Annotated in this window: 17 protein-coding genes; 7 read left to right on the top strand and 10 right to left on the bottom strand. The window is 59.2% G+C overall.

Annotated features, from left to right (window positions below; translation table 11 throughout):
• Nucleotides 1-11: 11 nt before the first annotated feature.
• Entirely contained in the window at nt 12-938 is a 927-nt protein-coding gene (locus I9185_RS19460) for a glycosyltransferase family 2 protein (protein ID WP_171120566.1), read from the bottom strand.
• A 307-nt stretch (nt 939-1,245) separates the two neighbouring features.
• Between I9185_RS19460 and I9185_RS19455 the strand changes: the two genes are divergently transcribed.
• Nucleotides 1,246-2,682, top strand: a complete 1,437-nt coding sequence (locus I9185_RS19455; protein WP_209835483.1) for a lipopolysaccharide biosynthesis protein — start codon at nt 1,246-1,248, stop codon at nt 2,680-2,682.
• Nucleotides 2,683-3,951 (top strand): glycosyltransferase, encoded by a 1,269-nt coding sequence (locus I9185_RS19450; RefSeq protein ID WP_171637940.1) that lies wholly within the window; start codon nt 2,683-2,685, stop codon nt 3,949-3,951.
• Nucleotides 3,952-3,958: 7 nt separating this feature from the next.
• Here I9185_RS19450 and I9185_RS19445 read toward each other — a convergent pair whose 3' ends face one another.
• A complete protein-coding gene (locus I9185_RS19445; RefSeq protein WP_171637938.1) occupies nt 3,959-5,143 on the bottom strand; it encodes a glycosyltransferase family 4 protein in 1,185 nt (394 codons plus the stop codon).
• Nucleotides 5,137-6,642, bottom strand: coding sequence for a PepSY-associated TM helix domain-containing protein (locus I9185_RS19440; RefSeq protein WP_210093871.1), 1,506 nt, complete (start codon nt 6,640-6,642; stop codon nt 5,137-5,139). The genes I9185_RS19445 and I9185_RS19440 overlap by 7 nt, the downstream gene beginning before the upstream one ends.
• Nucleotides 6,643-6,864: 222 nt before the next feature.
• Between I9185_RS19440 and I9185_RS19435 the strand changes: the two genes are divergently transcribed.
• Together I9185_RS19435 and I9185_RS19430 are read left to right on the top strand one after the other, a co-directional pair.
• Nucleotides 6,865-7,872 (top strand): glycosyltransferase family 2 protein, encoded by a 1,008-nt coding sequence (locus I9185_RS19435; protein ID WP_171637934.1) that lies wholly within the window; start codon nt 6,865-6,867, stop codon nt 7,870-7,872.
• On the top strand, nt 7,869-9,911 hold the full coding sequence (locus tag I9185_RS19430) for a hypothetical protein (RefSeq protein WP_210093870.1): 2,043 nt from the start codon (nt 7,869-7,871) through the stop codon (nt 9,909-9,911). The genes I9185_RS19435 and I9185_RS19430 overlap by 4 nt, the downstream gene beginning before the upstream one ends.
• 19 nt (nt 9,912-9,930) lie before the next feature.
• On the opposite strand, the gene I9185_RS19425 is transcribed toward I9185_RS19430, so the two are convergent.
• The 6 genes from I9185_RS19425 to rfbF all read right to left on the bottom strand — a co-directional run bounded on the left by I9185_RS19425 (nt 9,931) and on the right by rfbF (nt 16,431).
• Nucleotides 9,931-11,967: a radical SAM protein gene (locus tag I9185_RS19425; protein WP_171637930.1), complete on the bottom strand. Its 2,037-nt coding sequence runs from the start codon at nt 11,965-11,967 to the stop codon at nt 9,931-9,933.
• A gap of 118 nt (nt 11,968-12,085) precedes the next feature.
• A complete protein-coding gene (locus I9185_RS19420; protein ID WP_170347032.1) occupies nt 12,086-12,487 on the bottom strand; it encodes a GtrA family protein in 402 nt (133 codons plus the stop codon).
• The gene (locus I9185_RS19415; RefSeq protein WP_171642541.1) at nt 12,484-13,362 is read right to left on the bottom strand and encodes an NAD(P)-dependent oxidoreductase; all 879 of its coding nucleotides are present in this window, start codon (nt 13,360-13,362) and stop codon (nt 12,484-12,486) included. The genes I9185_RS19420 and I9185_RS19415 overlap by 4 nt, the downstream gene beginning before the upstream one ends.
• Entirely contained in the window at nt 13,362-14,594 is a 1,233-nt protein-coding gene (locus I9185_RS19410) for a class I SAM-dependent methyltransferase (RefSeq protein WP_171637925.1), read from the bottom strand. The genes I9185_RS19415 and I9185_RS19410 overlap by 1 nt, the downstream gene beginning before the upstream one ends.
• Nucleotides 14,591-15,676, bottom strand: coding sequence for an SDR family oxidoreductase (locus I9185_RS19405; protein ID WP_210093869.1), 1,086 nt, complete (start codon nt 15,674-15,676; stop codon nt 14,591-14,593). Before I9185_RS19405 ends, I9185_RS19410 begins: the two co-directional genes overlap by 4 nt.
• Entirely contained in the window at nt 15,658-16,431 is a 774-nt protein-coding gene (gene rfbF / locus I9185_RS19400) for a glucose-1-phosphate cytidylyltransferase (protein ID WP_171233823.1), read from the bottom strand. Before rfbF ends, I9185_RS19405 begins: the two co-directional genes overlap by 19 nt.
• Nucleotides 16,432-17,103: 672 nt before the next feature.
• On the opposite strand from rfbF, the gene I9185_RS19395 reads away from it, so the two are divergent.
• On the top strand, nt 17,104-18,588 hold the full coding sequence (locus I9185_RS19395; protein ID WP_245218223.1) for an NAD(P)/FAD-dependent oxidoreductase: 1,485 nt from the start codon (nt 17,104-17,106) through the stop codon (nt 18,586-18,588).
• A gap of 15 nt (nt 18,589-18,603) precedes the next feature.
• Here I9185_RS19395 and asnB read toward each other — a convergent pair whose 3' ends face one another.
• The gene (gene asnB, locus I9185_RS19390; RefSeq protein WP_210093868.1) at nt 18,604-20,550 is read right to left on the bottom strand and encodes an asparagine synthase (glutamine-hydrolyzing); all 1,947 of its coding nucleotides are present in this window, start codon (nt 20,548-20,550) and stop codon (nt 18,604-18,606) included.
• Between the two features lie 157 nt (nt 20,551-20,707).
• Between asnB and I9185_RS19385 the strand changes: the two genes are divergently transcribed.
• Together I9185_RS19385 and I9185_RS19380 are read left to right on the top strand one after the other, a co-directional pair.
• On the top strand, nt 20,708-21,373 hold the full coding sequence (locus I9185_RS19385; protein WP_171637919.1) for a response regulator transcription factor: 666 nt from the start codon (nt 20,708-20,710) through the stop codon (nt 21,371-21,373).
• On the top strand, nt 21,363-22,748 hold the full coding sequence (locus I9185_RS19380; protein ID WP_171637917.1) for a sensor histidine kinase: 1,386 nt from the start codon (nt 21,363-21,365) through the stop codon (nt 22,746-22,748). The genes I9185_RS19385 and I9185_RS19380 overlap by 11 nt, the downstream gene beginning before the upstream one ends.
• The last annotated feature ends 25 nt before the right edge of the window (nt 22,749-22,773 follow it).

Genomic DNA, 22,773 nt, shown 5'->3' with positions numbered 1-22,773 from the left:
CGCCGCTCATGTCACGGTCTGAGATGCAGCCGCGAGATCATGTCGGCGATCAGCCCCAGCGACCAGATCATGATCGCCGCCAGGAACGAGAACACCGCCGTTTCGCTGAGGTTCCAGTAGAACATATCGATAATGAACTTCACCGTGCCCAGCGTGAAAAACGCCAGCCCCAGCGGAATGAACACCCGCAGCGGATTGAACAGCGTGCTGATGCGCAGGATCAGGATGATGAAGTTCAGAAAGTCGATCGGCCGGATTTTCGATTTGCCCACCCGCTTGCCGTATTCGATCGGCGTATAGATCATCCGCTTGCCGTTCGAGGTCATGCACAGCGTGATCGTGGTGGTGAAGGAAAAATTCTGCGGCAAGAGCGGCAGGAACGGGATCAGCTCGGATTTGCGAAACACCCGCAGGCCGGAATTCAGATCGTTGATCTTGCGCTCGGCCAGGAACGAGGCAAAGGCGAACAGGAATTTCTTGGCGGGCCGGCGCAGCAGCGGCACGTTCTTCATCGCCGCGCCCCGGTCGCCCACGACCATGTCCTGATCGCGGCACATGGCCAGCATTCCGGGCAGGTAGCGCGCGGGATAGGTGCTGTCGGCATCCAGAATGGCCACATATTCATGCTGCGCCATCCGCACCCCGCGCTTGAGGCTGGCGCCATAGCCGGAATTGACATCATTGAAGGTGACGGTGGCACCGCTGGCCTCGGCCTCGGCGCGGGTGTTGTCCTGGCTGGCATCGTCCACCACGATGATCTCGTAGGGAATGCCCAGCGGTTCGAGATGGGTGCGCACGTCTTCGACCGTGTGGCGGACGGCGTTTTCCTCGTTATAGGCGGGGATGACCACGCTCAGGCTCATGCCGGCGGTTTCCGATGCGATCAGCTCTTCGGGTGTGGTGCTGTTCGTCTCCATCGGCTCTGCGACTTTGTTCATGAAAATGAAAACCTTTTATTCACTCAATAATCCCTGCCCCAGCCCCCGCTGCAAGAATTGCGTGGCGCATGGAACGCGACGGGCATAATTCCCTGTATTGCGTATAGTATTCGAACACGTACAGACTGAACATAGACAATAAATTTGACCAAATTCGACCGTTAAGGCGTCAAGTTTGCAATTGCGCATACTGTGCGCAACAGGTGTGAGTGTTTGAGCCATGTGTCCATCGGCACTTGGCGGGGTTCGGGCAACAGGAAGGAAACGGGTGTCAGGGCGGCAGAGTTTCAGCAGCGGAGTTGCCTGGATGTCGGCCGGTATCTGGGTCGAGCAGGCGTTCAATTTCATCATTTTTGCCATTCTTGCCCGTATTTTAGGGGTCGAGGCCTTTGGTCTTCTGGCGATGGTTGCAGCCTTTGTGCTGTTTTCTGAATTCCTGGTCCGTGAAACGATTTCCGACATTCTGCTGACCCATGAGGCGCTGTCACCAGAGCGGTTGAACTCGGTTTTCTGGCTGTTGGCGCTGCTGGGGTGTGTGTTGACGGTTGCGCTGTATCTGGGGGCGGGGCCGGTCTCATATTTCTACAATGAGCCGGTTGCGCGCGAATTGTTGATCGGATTGTCCCCAACGGTGCTGATGATTTCACTGACGGCGGTGCCGGTTGCGATCCTGCGCCGGGAAATGCGGTTCCGTGTTCTGGCCATCCGTGCAGCGCTCGGCGCGGCGGTCGGAGGGGTCGTGGGCATTGGCATGGCGCTGTCCGGATACGGGGTCTGGAGCCTGGTCGGTCAGCGGCTGGCGATGACAGCCACCAATATCGTGATGGCCTGGGGGGCGGTCTCCTGGCGCCCGGCATTCCATGCGTCGCGGGATCACATGCGCAGGGTCTTGCATTTCAGTCACCGGATTCTGGGCCTGCGCGCGGCCGAACTGGCTGCGGTGCAATCGCCTGCGGTGATCATCGGCGCGATGCTGGGGCCGGTTCCGGCGGGGTATTATGCAATCGCCTGGCGCGTGATCGAGACCGCCTCGTTCCTGATTATCACACCGCTGCGCACCGTGGCGCAGCCTGCCTTTGGTGCGGCGGCGCGCGATGGTGGTCCGGCGACGGATTTGCTGATCGACGTCATGCGCCTGACCGGGTTTCTGGCCTTTCCGGCCTTTGCCGGGCTGGCGGTTCTGTCGGAACCGGCGCTGGTGCTGCTGTTCGGTCAGAAATGGGCTCCGGCGGCTCCGGTCCTGAGCCTGATGTCGGTGTTTGGCATGTATCTGTGCGCCGAAAAGGTGCAGCAGACCTTTTGTCTGGCGGCCGGTCAGCCCGGTCGTCTGGCGGTTCTGTCCTGGGTCGAGGTGGCGCTGGCGGCGGGGGTGATTGTGGTGCTGGCCCCGTATGGGTTGCCGGTCGTCACAGCCGGTTTTGTGGCTGTCTTTCTGCTGGTCTGGCCGCTCAAATTTGCCAATCTGGGGCATATTGCCGGGCTGTCCGGGCCGGCTTTGATGCGGCAGCATCTTGCGCCGCTTCTGCTGTCAGGGGGGGTGGTGGCGGCCGTGCAGGGGGTCATGTGGCAACTGGACGGCCTGTCCCCGGCTTTGCTTTTACTTGCCGGTACGGTGACGGGTGTTCTGGCCTATGGTTTGCTGGCTTTTCTGTTCCAGCGGGACAGGCTGCGCCTGCTGGTTTCGATGCTTGGGCCGCAAGGCGGGCACCTGCCTGCGGCTGACACTCAAGGAATTGAGAGATAGATGAAATCGTTACGCATTTTGATGTTCACCACATTTTATCCCCCCTATTCCTTTGGCGGTGACGCCATCGGCATTCAGCGCATGGCGCGGGCGCTAGTGGCGCGCGGGCACGACGTGACGGTGGTGCATGACGAAGACAGCTATCTGATTCTGGGCGGCAAACCGCAGCCCGAAGGCACCCCTGACGGGGTGCGGCGGATCGGGCTGCGCAGCCGCAACGGCATGATGTCGAACCTGCTGACCCAGCAACTGGGCCGTCCGGTTGTCCATGCTGCCCGCATCCGCGAGTTACTGGCCGAGCGGAAGCCGGATATCATCTGGCACAACAACACATCCCTGATCGGCGGCCCCGGCCTGTTGCCGATGGGCGAGGGGTTGAAAATCTATGAAGCGCATGAACACTGGCTGGTCTGCCCCACCCATGTTCTGTGGCGGCATGGGCGCGAGCTGTGCGATGAGCGCCAGTGCCTGCGCTGCGTGTTGCAGCACAAACGTCCGCCGCAGCTCTGGCGGTATACCGGTGCGCTGGACCGGGCGCTGGATCACATGGATCTGATCATTGCCAAAAGCGAATTCAGCCGCGCCAAACATCGTGAATTCGGCCTGCGGCAGGACATGCAGGTGCTGCCCTATTTCCTGCCCGACCTGGATCAGAGCGCCTTGCCGGAACCGGCGGCGCAGGAACGCCCCTATTTCCTGTTTGTCGGGCGGTTGGAAAAGATCAAGGGGTTGCAGGATGTGTTCCCGGCCTTTGACCGCTATCCCGACGCGGATCTGCTGATCCTGGGTGATGGTGACTATGCGGATGAGTTGAAGGCACAGGCCGCAGGCAATGACCGGATCAAATTCCTGGGCCGCAAGACGCCGGACGAGTTGAACGCTTACTATCGTGGCGCACTGGGGCTGATCGTGCCCTCGGTCTGTTATGAAACCTTCGGCATCATCCTGATCGAAAGCTTCCGGCTGGGCACGCCGGTGATCGCCCGGCGGCTGGGTCCGTTCCCCGAGATCGTGGAGCGGGCAGGGGGCGGGGAACTGTTCGAAACCGAAGATGATCTGATTGCAGCCATGCGCCGTTTTCAGAACGGAGGTGCCGCGCGGGATCAGATGGCAGCAGCGGCGCGGCAGGGGTTTGAGACGCTCTGGCGTGAAGATCAGGTATTGGGCCGGTTCGGCGCGGCTTTCGCGCAGGCCGCGCATCGTGCAGGGCGGGCCAATCTGGCCCATGCCTTGGAAGCTGGTGCTTTCGAGAACGGCGCGGCGGATTGACCGGGGGTTATCCCCGCCCGGCCAGTTGCCGGTACAGCTTTTCAAACCCGCTATGCACATGGGCTGGCGAGAACCTGTCTTCTGCACCGCGCGCCGTGGCATTGGCGCTTAGCCGGTCATATTCGGCGCGGTCGATGCAAAGATCGCGCAGCGCCTGAGACAGGGCATCAAGATCATCGACCGCACACAGGCGCCCGACATCGCCATCCACCAATTCACGCACACCGCCGCAATCGGTGGCGATCACCGGCAGCCCGGCGCGGAACGCCTCGACAATTGAAATCGGCAGGGCCTCCCACCGGGAGGTCAGCATATAAAGATCCGAGGCCGCGAGATAGGTGGCGACATCCGAGATCACCCCGGGGAAACGGATGATGTCGGAAACCCCGGCCTGTTCGGCCCAGGCTTCGACCTGGCCGCGCAGCACGCCTTCGCCCCCGACGATGATCCGCAGACCGGGCAGATCCTGCCGCACACGCCGGGCCACTTCGATCATCGCGTCGAGGCCCTTTTGGCGGTCCAGACGGGACAAGGACAGAACCAGATGTGTGCCATCTGCGCCCAACAGTTCGCGCCGCAGGGCATCCGCAGCTGCCGGATCGGCGGGCGGGTTGGGACGTACCCCCAAAAGCATCACCCGCGCCTTGTCGGGATCGACCTGGCGTTCCAGCAGGGATTGCATGACGGTTTCGCTGGGGCAGATCGCCAGATCGGCTTGCTGTCGGCAGGCGCGGGCCACCGCGTTGAGACGGTCGGGCGACGAGCCGTGATAGGTCATCACAATGGGAATTCCCATTCCCAGACTGGCCAGACGAGCCGTCAGAAGCGGGGCGGTTTCATGCGCATGGATGATATCGACCTTATGGTCCTTGAGCGCCCGGCGCAGGGTCAGGGCCGAACGTACCAGCCAGTACATTCTGAGGGCCGGGTTGAGTTTGCCATTCGCACTGTGGTCGCTGACCCGGTCAAGTTGCAAAGGTACAAAGACACTGCCATCCGCGGTCTCGCCAAGCTCGCCGGGGGCACCAGCCTTGATCACCTTGTGCCCATGCGCCATCAGGGACCCGCCCAGATCGGTAATGTGGCGCTGAATGCCGCCTCCGAATGTGAAAAACGAGCACATTTGCAGGATGCTGAGCCGTTCCTGAAACGCCTTCTCATTCGTCAGAGGAAGTGTTGTTTCGTTTACCATATCGGTTGCCCCAGCCGGAACGTGACGGTTTTTTTAGTGCCATCGGGTTTTGTCAGACGGGCTGTGATCTGGTTGGCCGTGTCATTGGGGGTGATGCGAAAAGATGCCTGCGCCTTTTCACCGTTCCGTACCAGTTCGACGGGCTGCTCTGCCCCCCCATCTGTTGCTATTGACGCCGCAGTGATGCCGGGTTCCCCAACCAGCATTTCGACATCAAGCGGGGTATCGCGGCGCAGAGGTGCGGGCAGGATCAGATAGGCCACCGCAGCAGGTGCGTCGGTCGGGAAGACCCCAGCTCTCGGGTAGCTGCCCGGCCCAAAGCGCTGATACGCGGTCAGCAGGATACCCAGAACGATCAACAGATAGATCCAGCGGGACAGCCCCAATCCGCGCCAGATGCGCCGGATCGGGCCGTATTGTGCGGCCTCAGGAGCCAGCCGGGCCGCAAAGATCAAGGCGCCCGTCAGGGCAACGCCGGTGGCCACGAAGCCTGACAGAACCCAGAGACCCAATGAGAACGCACCACCCCAGGTGCCGAAATGCAATGTGTTCATCAATGCCTTCCAGCGTGCGAAGCCGCGTGTATCATCCGGGGTGAACGCGCCGAGCACCTCAAGGGTCACTGGATCAACCGATACGCTGCCCCATCCACTCGTCTTCGCAAAACCGACCACGGGGCCTTCAAAGGCAAAAGTGCCAGCCGGATCTCCCGGCAGCACCATGACAAGCGGCTCCAGGCCCGGCAAGGCGGCAACAGCGTTTGCCTCGGCCTGTTCAAGGGTGTCGGAACTGAAGCCGATAGGCAGGGCGGTGTCACGGGGGGAAGTGGGCTGAGGTTTTGGGGTTGTGCCTTCGATTCCCAGACCGCCGAGCATGAAATAAAAGCTGGTGATTGCAATCAGGATCAGAAGCGGCGCTGCCCAAAGGGCCGTTAGCCGGTGCGTGGCGCCGACCCAGGATCTGAACCCCCCGGAGCGTTTGGGCCAGCGGAAAAACCCTTTCCAGAAACGTCGGTAGGTAATCAGCCCGCTGACGATCTGATACAGCAGCAGAACGGATGTTGCCGAGATCAGGATGAAGATGGGGCGTTTGGTGGTCAGGAACGTATCATGCAGATCGCGCAGAATGTCGCGAAACCCGCCATCCCTCGTTTCGTAAACGACTGCTCCGGTCACCGGGTCAGTCCAGAAGCTGATGTTTTCGCCCCAGCCGGTTCGTCCGAAGGTTCGATCTGCGAACCACGGGGCGGGGTATTTTTCGATGACAAATACAGCGCTTTCGGGATGGGCGGTTTTAATGCCGTCATGGATTTCCGCAAAACTGGCCGTCCGGTCTTCTTTGGCAATGGTGGTCCAGATTTCCGGCCGGGCAATGGATTCAACCTCGATGCCGATGACAAGCACTGCCCCCGTCAGGAACATAAAGGCGAAGAAGATCGACAGGTGCAATCCCAGGCGGGTGTGCAGGGAAAATAGCCAGTTGCGAAAGGTTCGGGTCATCTGAAACGCTGACAGCTGATAAATTTACCGGCACACTAAATGAAACTGATGTTCAAGAAACAAGGGGTCGGAGAAAACTGACTGTTGTGAATGCGTGAAATCGGCAAAAGATGTGGCGGTGTGCGCACGTTATTGCAAAATATTCCTGTACTTTGGGCGATGTGCGAATCCGATACAGCACCGGGTGATACAATCGTTTCCAACTTGGAGGTTGGGTAATTGGTGTCTTCAGATTTAGAACAAAATCGCAAAACAATTTCCATTGTTTCGCCTTGCTACAACGAAGAAGACAATGTGGCGAATTGCTATGAAACCGTAAAAGCGATTTTTGAGGAAAAGCTGCCAGGCTACAGGTGCGAGCATATCTTTGTCGACAATGCATCCTCCGACCGGACTGTCGAGATCCTGCGAGAGATCGCTGAAAAAGATCAGAATGTGAAAGTTGTCGTAAACGCCCGCAACTTTGGAGTGTTCCGATCCGCCTTCAACGGGTTGCGTTATGCCGAAGGGGATGCCGTGGTCGTCATCCTGCCGGTGGATCTTCAGGACCCGCCGGACATGATCCCGGAATTCGTGCAGTTATGGGAAAGCGGTTACGATGTGGTGGCCGGTGCCCGCACCACCCGCGAAGAGGGGATCGTGATGCGCGCGGCGCGCGGCATCTTCTATACGATCGTCAACCGGCTGTCCGATGTCTGGCTAGAGCCATCAGTGGGTGAGTTCCAGCTTATTGACCGCAAAGTGCTCAATGCGGTGCTGTCGCATAACGACCACTACCCCTATATCCGCGGCATCATCGCCAGTTGCGGGTTTCGCCGCATCATCGTTCCGTATGTGTGGCGGGCCCGCAAAAGAGGTGTTTCCAAGCACAATCTGATGGCGCTGACCGATCAGGCGCTGAATGCGATCTTCTCTTTCACACGTGCCCCAATGCGGTTCTGCACGCTGAGTGGTCTGGTGATTGCCATCAGCTGTATTCTGTTTTCCCTCATTTCAGTGGTGTTCTATTTCTTCAATCCGGATTTGGCTCCACGGGGAACCACGACAATCATCGTCGCGCTGTTCTTCCTGTCAGGTATCCAGATGCTGTTTATCGGCATGTTGGGGGAATACATAACCTCGATCCACAATCAGGTGCGGGGCGGTCCGATCGTCACTGAACAGGAACGCATCAATATCGAAGGTCCTGCACGGGACCCGGCGATTGTCAAAGACGAGCATATGGCATGAATATGCGTTCAGGTCGGGTGATGTGGCTCTTTGCCGGGGCGATGGCCTTGTGCGGCAGCTCGGCCTGGGCTGCGGACCTGCCGGGCAGCAATGCCACATTGGCGGAACTGCGCCTTTGGTATGCGGCCGTGGTGATTGCTGCGTTGCTTGTGGGGGGTGTTTTCCGGCAGTGTGGCCAGTTTCTTTTTGGCTTGCTTGGCGCGGCGCTGCTTCTGGGCAGTGCGGCCCGGTTGTGGTTGACCCAACCCCTTTGGTTTCCACGGCTCGAGATTTCCGCGAACCCTCCTGAAAACCTGATCATGCTGGCGATACTGGCGGGGCAGACGGTGTTGACGGGCTTTGTGCTTGTGCGGCCGCAGGGAAGGGCGGCCATAACGGGCCTGATGGCAGAAGCAGGACGGTGGCGGCTGATCCTTTTGCTGGGGCTGGCTGCGGCCTTTTGCGTTTCTGCGACGCCGTACGTGGCTTACGGGTACTATCTGGCCTTCGGTTTGCAGATCGGGATCGGCGGTGCGCTGAACCTTGTGCAGATGGCGACGCTGGTCGCCGTTTTCACAGTTGCCGGGCCTGACCGGGCACCCCGCATTCCGGTGGCTGCCCTCGCGGTCTTTGCAATGCTGGCCAGCGCGGCTCTGGCCTGGGCGGCGTTCGACCGCGTGCCTCATGTCGAGGATGAGGTGGCATATCTGTTTCAGGCGCGTACCTTTGCTGCGGGCGTCCTCGGAAGCCCGGCCCCCCCCGCAGCGGCGCAGCCCGCATTGGAATATTACCTGTTCGACATTCGCGGCGATCAGTGGATCGGCGTGCCGGCACAGGGTTGGGCCATCGTGCTGAGCCTGGGCGTGCTGGCCGGGGCGCCCTGGCTGGTCAACCCCGTGCTGACCGGGATCTCTGTCTGGCTGGCGCATGGCATCGTGTGCCGTGCCGTCAGTCGCGAACGGGCCGATCTGGTGGCGTTGCTGATGGCCACGTCGCCCTGGGTGCTCGCCGTCGGTGGCACGCTGATGGCACATTCCACGACATTGGTGATGGTGCTGCTGGGATGGTGGTGTCTGCTCAGGGCTGGGGAGGGGTCAACGCGCAGGGATGTCTTGCTTGCGCTTGTTGCGGGTCTGGCTTTGGGCTGGGCCTTTGTCACCCGACAGCTTGATGGGTTGATCATAAGCGTTTTAACCGGCCTGTGGTTGCTGCGGCGCCTGCCGGGGGGGATCGGACAGGTGATCGCCTGCGCCTTGGGCGGTGTTCTGTCGGGTGGCGTCTTTTTACTGCTCAACCTGATGATCACCGGAGACGCGCTGCTGACCCCGCAAGCGGATTACCTGAGCCGGTTATGGCCCGACACGCAGAATGCCTATGGGTTTGGTCCCAATGTAGGGCCACCGGCCGAGAGCTGGGGCGCGCTCGACATCTGGGTCGGGCACAGTCCGGCCGAGGGTCTGCTGAATCTGATCAATGGTTTTGCCGCGCTCAATTACGAACTTCTGGGCTGGACATTCGGGTCCCTGGTTCCGGTCTGGATTGCGTTCATATGGGGCAGAAAGCTGACCGGGTTCGACCGGGCTATGCTGGTGGTGTTCGCGATCCTTGTGGGGGCCCTGTTTTTTTACTGGTTTACGGGCACGTTCTATCTTGGGCCGCGCTACTGGCATACGGCTTTGTTGCCGGCGCTGGCTTTGGCGGCGGCCGGGATCGAGACCGTCCGGGACCGGCTGCCCGAACGGCATCGTGGCCGCCTGCACTGCGTCATCCTATTGCTGTGTGCGGTGTCTGTTGTCAGCTTCACCCCATGGCGGGGGGTGTCGAAATACAATGGGTATGGTGGCTATACCGGTGACATACGGCGGCAGGCTGCCGGGCTTGGAAACTCTCTGGTCTTTGTTTCGACACAGGGCGATATCGGGTCTGCACTCTATCTCAACGATCCGTTCCTGCCCGAGGGCAAACCGATTTTCCTGCGCGATATGGGCCCCGAGCAGAACGCAGGCATCATCGCGGCCTTCCCGGGCCGCGACGTTGTCTATCTGGGGGATGGCGAATAGGCCCAGCCCAAAGCCAGACCTATTCGGCTGCGTGTTGGCTTTCGCCTGACACGAAGTTGCGCCGGAAATCATTGGCGAACATCGTTCGGGTAAACCGGCCCAGCCCCGAGGCATGTTCGCCGAAGGTTTCGATCCGTGACAGCAAGGTGGTTTTCACCCTTTGATCGACCTGGGTCTGGAACTCGCGGGGGGCATCGAACTGGTAATCCTGCAGCACGCCCTGATATCCCGAATTCCTCCAGGCCTCGACATCGAAAGACGAGCTCCAGACGGGTTCGTGTTCCAGGGTTTCCGAGAAGGGCACATGCAGCATCACGGCGCTGTAGTAATTGATGATCGTGTCGAGCATCTCGTGCGCTTCGTGGTCGTCCTTGTCCAGAAGGTCGCTGATGGCCCGTTTCAGGAAATCAAGTGCTTCGTCCAGCACGATGAACCGGCCAATCATCGAATATTTGCTGAGCAGATTGCCCCCCAATTCGCCGCTGATCAGGTCGTCATAATTTTCCTGCGCCCAGGCGACGCAGTCGGCGCGGGTTTCAAACAGCTCCTGCTGGTTTTCCTCCAGATAACCGGCCACCGCATCCCGGAAGGGTTTGGGGGCCTGATCGAGAATGTCCTGCATATGCTTGACGATCAGGAAGGGCCGGATGCCACGGGACCGCGCCAGCCGGAAGGCTTCTTCGAAATTGTCTTCGTAATAGAAGATCGTCAGCAGCAGATGGAAAACACGGGTGTCCAGATAATCCTGGAACGAGAAATTCTCGGACTGGACCACCATTTCCTCGGTCTCGACCACGGTTGGGCCGGTATATTTGCCCAGGCATCGGGCAACCACGCGATGGAGGGTTTTGAAGCCGAATTTCTCGCGGCTGTCGGGGTTGGCCAGCGGTGCGCCGTGCAGCAGCATCAACTGGTGCGCCGCGACCCGGCTGACGCCGGTTTCGATCAGCTGATCGACGGCATCCATGAAGGATTCCCGGGTCTCACCCGGCATGCACAGGATCAGCTCGCCATAGGATTGCATGCCCTTTGAATGCAGCTCCTGCTGTACCTCGGCATAGGTGTCCAGGCTGATATTGTCGCGTTTGATGTTCTTCAGAACTTCCGGATTCAGAGACTGAACCGACGAGGTCATCGGCAACCGGCCCTTGGCCTTGCGCATCACCTTGATGATCCGGTCGCCGCGGTTCTTGCCCGTGGTTGTCCGGATGTATTTGGGCCAGTCGTACCGATCCATCAGATGGCCCAGGTAATCGGCCACCTCTTCGTCCTGCACATACATGCCGAAATTGTCATCCGCAAAGCACAGCGGGCTGGCATGGTTGATGCGGGCGACGACGTAATCCAGATCGGCCTTGGTGCGTTCAAACGAATGGCGGAACACCTTCGAGTTCGATTTGACCGCCGAATTGCAGAACGCGCAGGTGAACGGGCAGCCCCGTGCCAGTTGCATCAGTGCAAACAGGCCGGTGTCGAAGAACTTGTCCATCAGCCCGGCCAGATAGGGCGAGGGGATTTCATCCAGATCGCGGATGCGGGGCGGCTCGGCCCCGCGCAGGATCTCTCCGGTTTTTGGGTGCACGTAAAGCGCGCCATCGACGGCCTCTTCCCACATGCCTTCGCGTCGGGCGCCGACATCGATGAAGCGTTGCAGCGTGCTGAGGAACGCGCGCTCGCCCTCATAGGTGGGGCCGCGCACATGCATGTCGATCTGTGGCATGGTCCGGATCCAGCTGTCCTGCTCTTCTTCGGTCAGCGGAAAGTTGGGACCACCCATCAGGGTCAGGCTGTTGGGATTGACCGCCTTGACGTAGTCGGCAAAGGACAGGGCCAGATGGTGGTTCCAGGAATAGCTGGAAAAGCCGACCACATCGGGCGGAGCTGTGTCGACGGCCGCTTTGAATTCCTGCGGATCACGAAAGATCGCGACCTCAATCGGTGTCGGGCTTTTTGCATGAGCCTGGGCATAGGTTGCAAGATTTCCAACACCCAACGGGTAGGTGTCCGACGTGGCAGTAACGAGGTTATGTCCAAGATCAGCAAGATAAAGACGCATTGACGATTATCCTTCCAGCACTGGTACCAAATACATTTAACAGTCCATATCCTACTATATATCAGATGGACCGGTTACGGATCGAAAGTGTTTATGTCTGTAGTTTTGAGGCATTATATCAGACCTCCTGCTGCCACGGGAAGCGATCGGTCAGCGCCCGGGAAACAAGGATGAATGCCAGAACGGCCGCGGGCAGAACCAGCAGGCCCTGTGCAAGGATCGGATGCAGTCCCGTGCTCAGAAGAGCTTCGAGCGAAAAGGCGTTGAAAACGTAAACCATGACATATGCCAGCAGGTAGAAGGGCAATTTCCTGAACCCTTTGGTGTCGAATACGATCCGGGCGTGGGTCATGAAATTCCACAACACGCCGATGACGAACGAGATCGCAAGAGCCGCCTGTGCGGGCAACCCCGACAGGCTCAGAACCGAGAAAACCGCATACCCGAAGGCCGTATTCACGATGCCGACCAGGGCAAAAAGCATGAAGGATTGCTTGCGTAGAAAGGATGAAGATTTCATACGGCCTCCTCCCTTGACCGAAGACACCGGGCGACTCCGGAAGCAATGTCATATTGTGGCATAAAACCGGTCTCGTCCCGCAACCGGGTCACGTCCGCCGCCAGCCGGGGCGGATCGTCCGCTGCGCGGGCGATGGTGCCCAAGCGGATCAGATCGGGCCGGTGCATCTGGTTTGCCACCTCTGCAATCAGGTCTCGAACCGGGGTCGCCGTACCGCTGGCGACATTGACCGGGCCGGTCAGATCGCTTTCCAGCACGCGCAACAAGGCGCGGGCAAGATCATCGACATGCAGGAAATCCCGCTCCTGCCGCCCATCGGTGCAATCAACCGGCCGTCCCGCCCCGAGGTTTGACATCAGATCGCCAAACAGTCGCCCCGGCGGTTCATCCGGCCCGTAGACAAAAAAGATGCGGGCCCATGCCAGGGACAGGCCAAGCGTCTGCTGGCCCGCGCACAGTGCCAGACCGGTTCCGGCCTTGGCCGCCCCATAAAGGGTGCGTGGGCGCAGGGGGCTGGTTTCGATCAGCTCCGGTACCGACCAGTCATATTCAGCACAGCTTCCGGCGCAGACCGCGCGCTGGCCTCCTGTGCGTGCAAACTCCCGCACCAGATGCAGGGTGGCGGCCATCCAGTCCAGATTGGCCCCAGAAGTCCAGCGGTCGCGCGCGCCGTCATGCCAGGCCAGATGCACCAGATAGTTGGCGCGGGCTGTTTCAAGGGCTGTCGTGATGGCATCGGGGTCCAGCAGATCGCAGGTGATGTCGCTTGCCGGGTTGCGGCCCAGCGTCACCACCTCGTGGCCCGCCTCTGTCAGAGCCGTGGCTGTCGCGCGCCCGATCAATCCGGTTGCGCCCGTCAGCAGAACCCGTGCCATCAGCTGATCCTGATCTCTGGCACGGCCGTTACGAAGCGGGTGCCATGTGCCTTCAGGTCGGACAGTTGATCCGTGACTTCGTCCCGGATGTTCCAGGGCAGGATCAGCACGTAATCCGGCGGCGTCTCGCGCAGGGCTTCGACCCCATGCACGGGGATATGGCTGCCGGGCAGCAGCGTGTTCTGCTTGGCCGGGTTGCGATCAACGCAGTAAGAGATCAGGTCGGGGCCGATCCCGGCATAGTTCAGCAGCGTGTTGCCCTTGGCGGCGGCGCCATAGGCGGCAATGGTGTCACCCCTGGCATTTGCTTCGCGCAGGAAGCCAAGCAGCCCGTCGCGCAGCGCTTCGACCTGAATGGTGAAATTCATATAGCCCTCAGGTCGGTCGAACTGCGCCGCAGCCTCATCCGCGCGGACCTTGGCCAGACCGGGCCCTTCGGGATGGCTGGCACCCTCAAGACAGGCGAACACCCGCAGCGAACCGCCATGGGTGGGCAGTTCCTCGACGTCGAAGACACGCAGGCCCGCCTTGGCAAAAATCTTTTCCACCGCCAGCAGCGACAGATAGGAGTAATGTTCGTGATAGATCGTGTCGAACTGCACTTCTCTGATCAGGTTCAGAAGATGCGGAAATTCGACCGTATAGACCGCATCGCCGGTCAGAAGCGTGGCGATCCCGGCGACGAAATCGTTGATGTCAGGCACATGCGCCAGCACATTGGCCGATGCGATCAGCGCCGGAGGTTTCTCGGTCGCGGCCACCTTGCGGGCCAGCGCCTCGCCGAAATAATCGACCAGCGTGCGCACGCCTTTTTCTTCGGCTGCCGCCGCCACGCTGCCCGAAGGTTCGATCCCCAGAACCGGGATGCCTTTCTCGACGAAATACTGCAACAGATACCCGTCATTCGAGGCGATCTCGATCACCAGATCATCGGGTCCCAGATCAAGCCGGTCGACCATCTGTTCGACATAAGCTTTGGCATGGGCCAGCCAGCTGTCCGAATAGCTCGAGAAATAGGCGTAATCGGCATTGAAGATCTCATCCGCCGGTACGGCGTCTTCGACCTGTACCAGATAGCAGTCGTTGCAGACCCAGGCATGCAGCGGATAGCGCGGACAGGCCGTGCCCGCGCGCTCGGGCGGGACATAGGAATTGGCCAGCGGCGAAAGCCCCAGATCGACCAGCGTCTGGGTCAGGGCTGCGCCACAGCTCCGGCAAGCGGGGTGTGTCATTGCGGCATCCTCCAGCGCAGATCCTCGCTCAGTGTGCCTGTGCGGATATGCTCTTCAAGCGCTTTCAGCCGCATCAACGGAGATGACCTGAAATCGGCATCGCCAAAGTTGATATCGTTCAGCAATTGCAACAAATCCCGGATGGTGCCTTCAAGCGTCTGCACCGGCTGATGTTCGGGTGCCAGTTGTTTGTAGAGCGAAAAGTCGACCTTGTAGGACCGGTTGTCGGGCGAGGCATCGGGATTGATCGAGTAGCTGGCCCCGGGGACCGCTTCGGCCACGGCCTGCGCCAGATCGCGGATCTGATAGTTCCACACATCCGATCCAGCGTTGACCGCAAGCCACTGCCCCCCGGCATCTTGGGTCCGGGTGATGGCCCAGTCGATGGCTCGGGCCATGTCGCGCACGTCGATCAGCGGCCGCCACGGGCTGCCGTCGCTCAGCACCGTGATCTTGCCAGCGGTGACCGCACAGGCGGCAAAATCATTCAGCACCAGATCCAGCCGCAGCCGGGGCGACGGCCCGCAGGCGGTGGCGAAACGCAGCGCTGTACGCAGCATCCCCGGCGTGTCCATGGCCGCCAGCGCGCGCTCGGTTCCGATCTTGCTGCGGGCATAGGCGGTCAGCGGGTTCAGGGGCGCGTCCTCGGATCTGGCATCGCCTTCGGCGAAACCATAGACCGAACAGCTGGAGGCGAAGACAAAGCGCGACACCCCGGCTTCGGCGGCCAGATGAGCGGCCTGCACGATGGCATCCTGATTGATTTCCGTGGTGACTGTTTCGAACCGGGCACCCATCGGGTCGTTCGAGATGGCCGCCAGTGCAACAACCGCATCCGCCCCCTGGAACAGTGACGCATCGATATCGCGAATATCCGCGATGATCTGCTGGTTCAGAACCCGCTCGGGCCACGCATCATGCGTGGTCAGCCGGTCCGAGAAAAACCCGGGATCAAGGCCGATCAGATTGGCGTTGGGATAGGATTTCCGCAAGGCCGCCGCCACGACCGGACCAATATAGCCCAGATTGCCAAGCAGGATGATTTTCGGAGTGGAACCCAGCGTCATTCCCAGACCTTCCATGGAGCATTGCCTTCCTGCCAGCGGGCTTCGAGCTGACGGCGGTCGCGCAGCGTATCCATCGGTTGCCAGAATCCCTTGTGGCGAAACGCCATCAGATCGCCGTCTGCGGCCAGCGTTTCAAGCGGAGCGCGTTCCCAGATTGCGCCGTCCCCGTCCAGCAGATCACCAACCGAAGGATGCAGCACGAAGAACCCGCCATTGATAAAACCACCGTCACCGCCAGGTTTTTCGGCAAAACGTTCGATCTGATCGCTAGCCAGCTCCAACGCGCCGAAACGCCCCGGTGGCACGACTGCGGTGAGCGTGGCGCGTTTGCCGTGGCTTTTGTGGAACGCGACCAGCGAACTGATATCGACATTCCCGACCCCGTCGCCATAGGTCATGCAAAAGGCCTCTTCATCCTTGAGCAGATGCATGACACGGCGCAGCCGCCCCCCGGTCTGGCTGTCCTCTCCGGTATCGACCAGCGTCACGCGCCACGGTTCCGATTTACTGTTTGCAATCTCAAGCCCGCCATTGGCCAGATCGATCGTGACGTCTGAACTGTGCAGAAAGAAATTCGCGAAGTATTCCTTGATCACGTAACCCTTGTAGCCGAGGCAGACGATGAAATCCGTGATGCCGTGTGCCGCGTAGATTTTCATGATATGCCAGATGATCGGTTTGCCGCCGATCTCGACCATGGGTTTTGGAATCTTGACGGTTTCTTCGCTGAGCCGGGTTCCCAAGCCGCCGGCCAGAATAACACACTTCATAAAATCGCTCCCTCGTTAACAACGAGACTGGCTACCAATTCACTCATCGTCCCCCAGGTTTGAGACACCTGGGTTTTGCAAACATTCTCACGTATTAGGACGGCAGCGGTGCCACCCTGTCAAGATTCACCAAGCGACGAGTCGTGAGGTGCTGAATTTCCTGCTGCTCTGGCGCTCAACTATACACAATGCGAGGAAAGTCACAGCATTGTTGATGCGCCCTTTCGGTCCGTCGATACAGTGAAGGACATCACAGACGCAGCCTGAAAAAAACGGTCATGGTTCAGGTCAGGCGCCGTGCAAGAGGTGTATGGATCCAATCTATGTTTCGCTTCCGGGCGGGGAGTTTCGGCTGGCTGTGCCAGTCAGCAATCATCGTTATGTTTCAGGGCATTGTGGAAAACGCGTGCTGTTTCGGGCGGTGTGAAAGACCGTCGGTTTCGCAAAACCCAAACCGGCTTTCGGTACAGGCGACCCGGTTTGGGTTTTGCCATCGATTTGCAGAGAAGGACGCGAGTGCGGTTCGTCAAACGGAATGGTTGATTTTTCTGCACGGAAGGGGTGGAACTCAAAGCGCAGGAGCCCCGTTTCGGGGGCTGACAGGATTTTGTTGTGAATCTCGGATAACCTCTTGTAGCTTTAGGTCAGTGTTTTGGTATGGGTGTTAGTCATTTGAAAAAAGATATTGTTCCCGTTGTCGTCATTGGTGGTGGTCCAGCAGGGCTGACAGCAGCCTATGAACTTCAGAAACTGAGCGACACACATGTTCCCAGGGTGTTCGAAGCCTCGGACATGGTTGGTGGCATCTCGCGAACCGAAACGCACAAAGGGTATCGCTTCGACATTGGCGGGCATCGGTTTTTCACCAAGGTGCGCGAAGTCGAGGATATGTGGCACGAGGTGATGGGGGATGATTTCATCACCGTGCAACGCCTGAGCCGCATCTTCTATCGCAACAAATTCTACGATTACCCGCTGCGTATCTTCAACGCCCTTGGCAATATCGGCCCCTACGAGACCTACAAGATCATCGGCAGCTTCATCAAATGGAAGATTCGTCCACGCCAGCAGGAAGACACGTTCGAAGACTGGGTCGTCAATCGCTTTGGCGGGCGGCTTTATATGCATTTCTTCCACAGCTACACCAAGAAGGTCTGGGGTATTCCGCCGTCCGAAATCCGCGCCGACTGGGCCGCGCAGCGGATCAAGAACCTGTCTTTGCCCAAGGCGGTCTGGAATGCGATTTCGGGGGCCAATGACACCGCCAGCCTGATCGAGGAATTCCAGTATCCACGCCTGGGCCCCGGCATGATGTGGGAAAAGACCCGTGACCTGATCCGGGAAAAGGGGGGCTCGGTCGAAACCCATTCCGAAGTGATCCAGGTGAACCGTGATGGCAATCGCGTCACCTCGATCGATGTGCGCCACTGGACTGAAGATGGCGAAAAACACACCGAGCGGGTGGAGGGTGAAGAGTTCGTCAATTCGATGGCCGTTCGTGATCTGATCCATGCTTTTGATCCGCCGCCACCGCCCGAGGTCGTCGAGGCGGCAGACCGTCTGCGGTATCGTGATTTCCTGATCGTGACCCTGATCCTGGATCACGCGGATCCGTTCCCGGACAACTGGATCTACATCCACAGCCCGCAGGTGAAGGTGGGTCGCATCCAGAATTTCCGCGCCTGGTCCGCGGAAATGCTGCCCGATCAGAACACTGCCTCGATCGGGATGGAATATTTCTGCCAGAAGGGTGACGGGTTGTGGTCGTCAAGTGACGAGGATCTCAGGCATCTTGCCAGTGAAGAGCTTGAAAAGCTTGGTCTGGCCAAGGCCAGTGATGTCATCGATCACGCAGTTATCCGGCAGCCCAAGGCTTATCCGGTCTATGACAGCGAATACAAGGACGCCCTGGACACGGTCAGCGACTGGCTGAAGACGCTGGAAAACTTCCAGACCGTGGGTCGCAATGGATTGCACCGCTACAACAACCAGGATCATTCAATGCTGTCGGCGATGTACGCGGCGCGCAATATCCTGGGTGAAAATCATGACGTCTGGGATGTCAATGTTGAGCGGTCCTATCACGAAGAGTTTGAAGCCAAACCCAAGAAAAAGGCGGCCCCGCAATCCGCCGTCCGCAAAAGCAGGGCCCTCTGAGGAAGGGGCAGCCCTTCAACTGTGGACCGCAGCGCCCACAGGTTTGTTGGCAGAGGAGGGTCGGGGGCGAAATCTGTCCGGCCGGATGCTGACGTGATCGCGTAATCTGTTGATTTCGCAATCTTCGTCCTGATGATCCAGCCGGCATCGCAGCCACACCTCGGTCAGCAGCAACCGCAGCCGCAGATCCGGACCGGCCTCTTCGATGGTGTTTGTCATCTGTGTCCGGGTCAGGCTGAAAAGATCCCCCAAATGGGCGTTCCTGAAGTATTCCGGCCGGATCTCAAGCCGCTGAAACACCGTCGTCCAGAACCCGATCTTGATGCGCTGGCTCAGGGTGTTGGGGATGTAGCGGTTGGCAACCTCGCGGACCACCCATTTGTCGCGGATGAAGGGGTGTGCCTTCTCGAAAACGAACGGAGAGGCTCTGAGCTTGAAGCGTGCCGGCAGATTGACCCCGAACCGGGCAACCTGTGTGTCCAGAAACGGGAACCGCGCCTCGATCCCGGCAGCCATGCCCATTGTATCGTTGCGATGCAAAAGCGTTCGCAGATGGTGGTGCATGTAATCCAGGCTCCATTGCCGGCCTCTTTCCTGAAACTTGCGAGGCAGCTGTGCCAGGCTGTCGGCTACGGCCCGCTTGTCCTGCGCCATCTCGCGACCATTCAGGATGTCGCGGACGTTTTCCATGTTTCCCATCCGGTCAGGTGCCAGGATCGGGCCAACCCCCGGTATTGCGCGTATGGCCGAACCCAACCCGCTGATCATCCTTTCATACCCGTCTGTCAGGCGTTTGCGGCCAAGCCAGGGGTAGCCCAGAAACAGCTCATCCGATCCTTCGCCTGACAACAGCCCCTTGATCCCTGAACCCGCCGCGAGCTGGGCGATCATCATCAATGGCGCGCAATTGGGATGATAGGAAAACGGGTATTCGTAGTGACGCATTACGCGCGGGATCATGTCGACGAAATCCTGCTCTTCAGCCTCGATGACATGCAGATCAAGTTTCAGGCTTTTGGCCAGTTCCGAGGCGGCGTCCACCTCGCTCCAGGCGCCTTTCACATTGGCGTGGAACAGGGCGATATTCTGGTGTTGGGCCGCTGCGATAGCAACGATCAGGGATGAATCCACCCCGCCAGAGCAAAACGCGCCAACCGGTGCATCCGCGAATAAATGTGAGGCCACGGATTTATGCATGAGATCCGCATATTCATCGACGATATCGGCAGCCGACAGGCCATCGAGACGGGTCATCTCATCAAGATCGAGAAAGTCGGTCAGGTGGAAGAAAGAGGCGGTGTCGATATTGCCCGATCCGTCATGCCATAGGTAAGTGCCGGGTGTCAGGCTGCGGATCCCCTGATAGAAGGTCGGGCCGCTGGTCGGGCCTCCGAATTTCATCAGGTAAGCCGCGATCGAGTTGACATCGGGTTGCAGGGTTATCCAGGGTTCGAAGGCCTTGATCTCTGAACCGAACAGAAAGGCGGGGCCTTGTTCGGTCATGCCTTGCATCCAGTAAAGAGGTTTCATGCCAAACCGGTCCCGGGCCAGCAGAACCCGGTGTGTCTGCCGGTCGATAAAGGCAAGTCCGAACATGCCATCGAACCGGGCAAGCGCATCTTCGCCCCATTGGATCAGGCTGTGCAGCACCACTTCGGTATCCGAGGTGGTGCGGAACGGGATGCCCAATGCCTCAAGTTCAGCGCGCAGGGTTCTGAAGTTGTAGACTTCGCCATTGTAGACAAGGATGTAGCGGCCGCTTGGGTCCGTAAAGGGCTGATCCGACCGGGTGTCGGTATCAACCAGAGACAGGCGTTGATGGGCCAGGCCAAGACCGGGCTCGCTCAGAATATTGCCGGCATCGGGGCCGCGGTGCCGAATGGCGAAACCGCTTTGACGAAGCCGTGTGACATCAGGGGATGAGGTTGTATCCTCTGGGAAAATTCCAAACAGACCGCACATCCGGCACCTCAAATCGTTAAAACTTAATTTCGGGTTCTGAAACGGATCGCTTTCGACAACCGATCTGGTGAAATATATAAAAGGGGGGGTGAACGGTGCATGTCGGGTCTTGTCATGCTGTGTTCACGTTTGGACCGTTTGTCCCGTATGAGGGGTTATGAAGGTACTGGTTGCGGAAGATGACGATACACTGCGCGGTGATCTTGAATGTTTGCTGCGCGCCCGGGGTGATATCGTAAGACTGTCAGGAAACGGCAATGATGCGCTGTTTCTGGGAGAGACCGAGGATTGGGACGCGATCGTGCTGGACCTGGGGCTGCCGGGGCTGGACGGGTTGTCGATCCTGCGGGAATGGCGCAGCCGCAAGGTTGCAGCACCGGTTCTGATCCTGTCGGCGCGTGACAGCTGGAACGATATCGTTTCCGGGCTGCGCAGCGGGGCTGATGATTATCTGTCAAAGCCTTTTCATTCAGAAGAACTTCTGGCGCGGCTCGAGGCCTTGGTGCGCCGTGCAAGCGGGCGTGGCACGCCCTCGATCGATGTCGGAGATCTTTCGGTTATGCCGGATGAAAAAGCTGCCTTTTTCAAAGGGCGCAGCGTATCGCTGACCGCTTTCGAGTTCCGGGCGCTGGAGCATCTCGCCCGACATGCGGGATCTGTCGTCAGCCGGGCAGATCTGATCGAACATATCTATGCCGAGGATATGGATCTGCAATCGAACGTCATCGATGTTCTTGTCTCACGTTTGCGTCGGAAGACTTCGGCGGGAATGGTGGAAACCGTGCGGGGGCATGGGTATCGGATTCCGGTAGATGACGCATAATTGGGCTACGATCCCCCGTCGCGTTTCGATTGCCACGATAGCGATCTGCTGCGCCATACTGGGTATCGGGGCCATGATCTGCATTCAGGTCTACCGGGCTCATGAAATCGGCGAAATGGATTTGCTGCTTGGGCAGGATTTGTTGATCGAAGCCCGGCGGGTCGCCTATGACGGGGCACAGGCTGAACTGCTCGAGAGCGTTGGCCCGAGCTATTATGACCTGACCAATGAGCAATGGTTCTGGCAATTGACGCGTGACGGGTCTGACGAAATCCTGCTGCAATCCCCGTCACTTGGCCCTGTCACCGCAGAAAGCTGGGTTCTGGACGTCCCGGAAGCCGGGGGGAATTTCGTAATCCCGGGCGGAGATGTTCTGCGTGGAAGGCGGGCTGCGTTTCCCGGGATGGAACCGGATGAGACATTGACCTTCCGGATTGCGGCCCCACTGATGCATGTCACGGAAGAAACCAACCGGGCTGCAAAGCTGATTGCATTGATTTTCATTGGTCTTGCCATAGTGGTTTCGGTTTCGGTCTACATCACTGTGAACAGGGGGCTGATGCCGCTCAAGCGGCTCAGCAATTCCGTGAAGGTCATGCGTAAAAACGACACCATCATAGACGATCAGAAATGGCCCCCCGATCTGGTTCCCGTGGTCGAGGAACTGCGCGAGCTGCACTGGCGCAACGGCACGATCATCGAAAAACACCGTCGAAAAAACGCAGAGCTGGCGCATGGCCTGAAAACGCCGCTGGCGGCATTGGCGCGCGTTGCCGAAGAGCTTGAGGGAGATAAAAGAGATCAGATAACGGATTTTGTGGGGCGTATGACCGGTGTCATCAAACGCAACCTTAGCCGCGCGCGTACCGAACGCCCCTATGGAAAATCCTCTCCGGTGCATGCCTGCGCCGAAGATGTATCGTTTGCACTTGGCATCACACTCCGAAACAGGATGCCGCATATCGAAAACGCCATAGACGCCGGAACCACCTTTTGGGGCGAGGAGGCCGACATTCAGGAGATCCTGGGCAATCTGCTTGAAAACGCCTGTCTCTGGGCCAAGAGCCATGTGCGCATATCCGTGACGGCACCCGAGCCGGGCATGATCACGTTGAGTATCGAGGATGATGGCCCCGGAATGGGGGCGGGCAGATCAGAGGGGTCGGCTCGGAAAGACAATACAGATGAGACCGAGGGGCATGGGCTGGGGCTTTTGATCGTGCAGGATATCGCTGAACTTTACGGCGGATCCGTCAGTATCGGAACATCCTCTCTGGGTGGTGCGCGCGTTTCGGTAACGCTGCCGGGCCAGATTGAAGCTGCCAGAAAGCCCAGAACGCGGTCCCTCAAAGGAAACTTGCGCAGGGCAAACTGATCGGTTTGCCCGGTTTCCGACGGGT

The organism is Ruegeria sp. HKCCSP346, from assembly GCF_017872595.1.
Lineage (GTDB): Bacteria > Pseudomonadota > Alphaproteobacteria > Rhodobacterales > Rhodobacteraceae > Ruegeria.
This window is presented reverse-complemented; position numbering and strand designations above follow the sequence as displayed.

What these genes read in the sequence shown, in the direction of transcription:
- I9185_RS19460 (WP_171120566.1), bottom strand. Translation starts at nt 938, where the DNA reads ATGAACAAAGTCGCAGAGCCGATGGAGACGAACAGCACCACACCCGAA.
- I9185_RS19455 (WP_209835483.1), top strand. Translation starts at nt 1,246, where the DNA reads ATGTCGGCCGGTATCTGGGTCGAGCAGGCGTTCAATTTCATCATTTTT.
- I9185_RS19450 (WP_171637940.1), top strand. Translation starts at nt 2,683, where the DNA reads ATGAAATCGTTACGCATTTTGATGTTCACCACATTTTATCCCCCCTAT.
- I9185_RS19445 (WP_171637938.1), bottom strand. Translation starts at nt 5,143, where the DNA reads ATGGTAAACGAAACAACACTTCCTCTGACGAATGAGAAGGCGTTTCAG.
- I9185_RS19440 (WP_210093871.1), bottom strand. Translation starts at nt 6,642, where the DNA reads ATGACCCGAACCTTTCGCAACTGGCTATTTTCCCTGCACACCCGCCTG.
- I9185_RS19430 (WP_210093870.1), top strand. Translation starts at nt 7,869, where the DNA reads ATGAATATGCGTTCAGGTCGGGTGATGTGGCTCTTTGCCGGGGCGATG.
- I9185_RS19425 (WP_171637930.1), bottom strand. Translation starts at nt 11,967, where the DNA reads ATGCGTCTTTATCTTGCTGATCTTGGACATAACCTCGTTACTGCCACG.
- I9185_RS19420 (WP_170347032.1), bottom strand. Translation starts at nt 12,487, where the DNA reads ATGAAATCTTCATCCTTTCTACGCAAGCAATCCTTCATGCTTTTTGCC.
- I9185_RS19415 (WP_171642541.1), bottom strand. Translation starts at nt 13,362, where the DNA reads ATGGCACGGGTTCTGCTGACGGGCGCAACCGGATTGATCGGGCGCGCG.
- I9185_RS19410 (WP_171637925.1), bottom strand. Translation starts at nt 14,594, where the DNA reads ATGACACACCCCGCTTGCCGGAGCTGTGGCGCAGCCCTGACCCAGACG.
- I9185_RS19405 (WP_210093869.1), bottom strand. Translation starts at nt 15,676, where the DNA reads ATGGAAGGTCTGGGAATGACGCTGGGTTCCACTCCGAAAATCATCCTG.
- rfbF (WP_171233823.1), bottom strand. Translation starts at nt 16,431, where the DNA reads ATGAAGTGTGTTATTCTGGCCGGCGGCTTGGGAACCCGGCTCAGCGAA.
- asnB (WP_210093868.1), bottom strand. Translation starts at nt 20,550, where the DNA reads ATGTGCGGTCTGTTTGGAATTTTCCCAGAGGATACAACCTCATCCCCT.
- I9185_RS19385 (WP_171637919.1), top strand. Translation starts at nt 20,708, where the DNA reads ATGAAGGTACTGGTTGCGGAAGATGACGATACACTGCGCGGTGATCTT.
- I9185_RS19380 (WP_171637917.1), top strand. Translation starts at nt 21,363, where the DNA reads ATGACGCATAATTGGGCTACGATCCCCCGTCGCGTTTCGATTGCCACG.